The organism is Mycolicibacterium agri (assembly GCF_002553505.1).
GTDB classification, from domain to species: domain Bacteria; phylum Actinomycetota; class Actinomycetes; order Mycobacteriales; family Mycobacteriaceae; genus Mycobacterium; species Mycobacterium agri.
Map to the genome: position 1 here is coordinate 1 of NZ_PDCP01000169.1, position 4106 is coordinate 4106.

3 protein-coding genes and 1 pseudogene are annotated in these 4106 nt (G+C 67.1%); 2 read left to right on the plus strand and 2 right to left on the minus strand.

The genetic code is table 11. The annotated features are described in order from the left end of the window. Window positions 1–43: 43 nt before the first annotated feature. Together CQY20_RS33270 and CQY20_RS33275 are read right to left on the minus strand one after the other, a co-directional pair. Window positions 44–1825, minus strand: coding sequence for a tyrosine-type recombinase/integrase (locus CQY20_RS33270; protein ID WP_234816536.1), 1782 nt, complete (start codon window positions 1823–1825; stop codon window positions 44–46). After that, a complete protein-coding gene (locus CQY20_RS33275) occupies window positions 1822–2919 on the minus strand; it encodes a tyrosine-type recombinase/integrase (protein WP_097945532.1) in 1098 nt (365 codons plus the stop codon). Before CQY20_RS33275 ends, CQY20_RS33270 begins: the two co-directional genes overlap by 4 nt. 111 nt (window positions 2920–3030) lie before the next feature. Between CQY20_RS33275 and CQY20_RS33280 the strand changes: the two are divergent. Further along, window positions 3031–3874: pseudogene (locus CQY20_RS33280) on the plus strand (IS3 family transposase); the annotation flags it as partial. Between the two features lie 54 nt (window positions 3875–3928). Beyond that, window positions 3929–4106 (plus strand): transposase (locus tag CQY20_RS33285; RefSeq protein ID WP_474630430.1); only part of this gene is annotated, 178 nt, incomplete at its 3' end.

A 4106-nucleotide genomic window follows, 5' to 3' on the forward strand; every position in this document is an offset into this window, starting at 1 on the left:
CCGAAACTCCGGCGAATACTGACGGGGCATGTTCTCGATCCTCCTATAAAGATCGGAACAAAACCTGGGGCGGTCCAACTTCTTGGGGCACGTCGTTGTTGATCAGCCGGGTGGCGTAGGTGTGCCGGAACTGGTGGGGTGTGACCTTGACCGGGCGGCCGAGTTCGTCGGTGACCGCGATGTCGGTCAGCCATCGCTTGAGCCGCATGTCGAAAGTTCCTGTGTGGATGGGGAATCGGCCGTCGGGGTTGGCGTGTCCACGCGGCAGCAGCACGGCGGTGTCGGGGAACCGCTGCCGGGCGCCGACTTGTTGGGCTTCGATCGTGGTGGTGAGTTCGTCATCGATGGGGACCATCGCGTCGCGGCGCATCTTGTGGTTGCGGTAACGCAGGTAGACCGCGCCCTGGTGGTCGCGGATCAGGCAGTCCAGCGTCAGTTGGGTGGCGTCGCCGATGCGCAGTCCGGTGCGGATGAGGATCTCTACCAGCAGCCGGATCCGCGGATCGGTGAGGCGGACGAGGTTGTCGGTGCTTTCGAGCTGGTTCATCACAAATTCGGGGATCGCACGCGGTGCTGACGCTTCGGCGCGGCGAGGATGGTCGCTGGGATACAGCTCGGCCTCGGCGGGCAGTCGCGCCCAGCGGTGCTGGCGCACGGCGCGCAGAAACCCTGTGGCCGAACTGATGTCACTGCTGCGGGTCTTCGCGTGCGGGACCTCGATCACCAGCGCAGCCAGGTAAGCCTCCAGCGGCGCCCGGTCGAGTCCGGCGACTGTGGCAGAGCCGGCGAGTCCGGGTGTCAGCCGCGACAGTCGGATCATCGCGATGAGATCCTTGCGCAGCTGCCCCAGCCCGATACCGCAGGATATGCGCCACCGGCACCAGCGTTTGGTCAACTCCCGCAGCCAATGAGGCTCGATCGGCGTGAAGTCCAGCCGCGCACCGTGGCCAGCGGCGACCCCGATCCGTCGCAGCAGCCACACGTCGCGCTGGTACTCGCTGTCCCACCCGGTGCCGTCGCGGACATCGAGCAGGCAGTCGATCGCGTAGCCCAGGAACGCGCGTGGCGAGGTGGTCGATGCGGCAGCGGGCAGGCGGGCCAGCCAGCCCTCGGTGGGATGGTCCTGCAGCGACGCGGCGCCGTCGGCGGCGAGATGGTCCAGCAGCGGTTTGATCGACCGCGGTGTGGTGCGAGTGCGGTTGGCATCGACCCGGCATTGGATCGCATACTGGACTTCGAGCCGCAATTGTGGTGGCAGCGGCCGGAAGTCGAAGTGGTCTTCGCCGTAACTGGCGCAGTAGGCGATGAACTCCGCAGCCGCAGGGCGGCCACGCTGTCGCCACCGCACGTGGTGCGAACGGCACCAGCCGCCGTCCAGCTCGGCCCACAACGCGCACCCCGGAAGCGCGCACACGGCCGCAGTGCTGGCCAGCGGTTGAGCCCACTGTTCACCGCTCGGATGGCCGGCCTTGTCCCACGCGCGGGAATGCCGATAGCACAACTGGTACCGGTGCTGCCCGTATCCGCAACCGGTGACCCGGCACGGCTGCAGCGGCCGGTGCCCCATCACGGCCGGATCCGCCGACGCCGCCCACGCCTGCCGGTCGGGACGGCCGTCGCGCTTCCACCGCCCCAGGTGAGCCAGACACAGCCCGCCGTAGCGACTGGAGTGCACGCAGCCGGTGACCTCGCAGGCGGGCGTGCCCAGGATCGGATCGCCCGCTGCCGGCACCAGCACATCAACTCGGAACTCGGGGCGCACCAACGCCTCCAGGCGCCCATGCAGGCCGATATCGGTCTGGGTCGCCAGCGCCGCGACACTCACCGCTGCACGTCCTCGTTCGCCAGCCAGCCCGCCGCCACCAACGCTCGCCGGGCGTCCTCGATCTTCAGGTGGGCGTAGGTGTCGCTGGTTGTGGTGACCGAAGTGTGCCCCAGCAATTTGGCGACTACCTCGACTGCGACGCCGCGGCGCAACAGTTCGGTGGCGTAGGTATGCCGAAACATATGCGGCCCGAACACGATCCCGGTCCTCTTGCGGATCCGGCAAGTCAGGTCATAGACACTCGGATACGTCAATGGCCTTCCGGCCGGGCCGGACCACAGGTTGACGAACACGTAGTCGCTGTCCAGCTCGCCGTACTCGCTGTGCAGATAGTCGGAATAGAGGCGAATCACCCGCGCGGCCACCGGCACCTGACGACCACCGCCCTTGGCCCGCGCCCCGTTGCCGTTGTCTCGCGGCGTCACCGTGACCAACCGGGAGGCGGCATCGATGTCGCTGTGCCGCAACCCCAGTGCCTCACCGACCCGCAGCCCGCTCTCGGCGAGCAGCGTGAACAGGAACCCGTCCCGCAACCGATCACACGCCGCGACAATCTCCGCGACCTGCTCGCCGTCGAGCGTGCCGGGGATCCGCCGCTCGGCGCGCAGACCGATGCGGCGGGTGCGTTCCGGCCGAGAGCCCAAGTGCGCCAGCAACGGCCGCCAGGATCCGCCGCGTGTGCCGCGTCGCTGCCAGGCCACCAGCAGATCGCCCAGGTCCACGCCGTGCCGCTGCTGAAACTCGTAAAACGTCGAAACCGCCGACAGCTTCCGGTTCACCGTCGACTCCGAGCACGTGCTCGCCGCCGTCGGCAACGCGGTCACATTGCCGGCCCGCGACCCCGCCGGCAGCCGCAGCCAGGCCACGAACCGCCCCACATCCTCCAGCCGCACCGCCGACCACACCAGGCCGTGCTGCTCGAGGAACTCAAACCAGTCCCGCAGATCGTGGGCATAGGCCTTGACCGTATTCGGTGAGTGCTCAATCGCATGCAGATGCGCCAGGAACGACTCCGCCGACTCCACCACCGAACCCTTGTCGGTCAACGTCCACGACCGCGAATCGCCGAACGGCATCGCCACCCGCTGCACCATCAATCCCTGCCCCGTCACAGACACCGAAGATAACCAGTCCACAACGGATTTCGGCGCACCCAGGACCGCGTGTCCTTTACATCATCGACAGAACGCTGTCGGCCTCAGATAACCATCGAAATCCTCAAGGCGGCAAGAAGTTTCTTCGTGCGGGAGAGCGACCCGCGACATCACTGATCTGTGCGTTCATCGCCGAGCATCGCGCTCGGTTCGGGGTCGCTCCGATCTGCCGCGTGCTGACCGAGCATGGCTGCCAGATCGCCCCGAGAACCTTCTACGCCTGGCTGAGCAGGCCCCCGTCCGCGCGGGCGCTGTGGGACACCGTGATCACCGAGGTGCTGGCCGGCTTCTACGAGCCTGACGAGCATGGTCGGCGTAAGCCGGTGTCGCTGTACGGGGCCACCAAGATGTGGGCTCACCTGCGGCGCCAGGGCATCGCGGTGGCCCGTTGCACCGTCGAGCGCCTCATGCGGGTCAACGGCTGGCAGGGTGTGCGCCGCTGCAAGAAGGTGCGCACGACCATCGCCGATCCGGCCGCAGCGCGGGCCGCTGATCTGGTCAAGCGCCAGTTCCGAGTGCCCGCCCCAACGTGCTGCTGGTGGCCGACTTCACCTACGTGCGCCTGTCCAACGCAGCCTTTGTCTACACCGCGTTCGCCATCGACGCCTACGCGGGCCGGATCGTGGGATGGACCTGCTCGGCCAGCAAGGAGGACCGCTTCGTGCGCCAGGCGATACGCCATGGCGCTCAACTTCGTATCGATGAGGTTAATCCGTTTTTGGGCAATACTATTCATCACAGCGACGCCGGCTCGCAGTACACGTCGGTGCGGTTCGGGGAAACACTCGCGTTGTCCGGTCTGGTGGCCTCGGTCGACACGGTCGGGGATGCCTTCGACAACGCTCTGGCCGAGACGACCATAGGGCTCTACAAGACCGAAGCCGTTCGCGAGGACTGAATCGCCCTGGAAATGCTGGAGGCTCCTGACCTTGGAAACGAGGATGCAGGTATGCCGAAGGAACAGTCGCCTGGGAAGCCCACGACGCGCCGTTACAGCTCGGAGGAGAAGGCTGCTGCGGTGCGGATGGTCCGCACGCTGCGCGAAGAGCTGGGCACCGAGCAGGGCACGGTAGCGCGGGTGGCCCGTCAGCTCGGCTACGGCGTGGAGTCGGTGCGCTCCTGGGTAC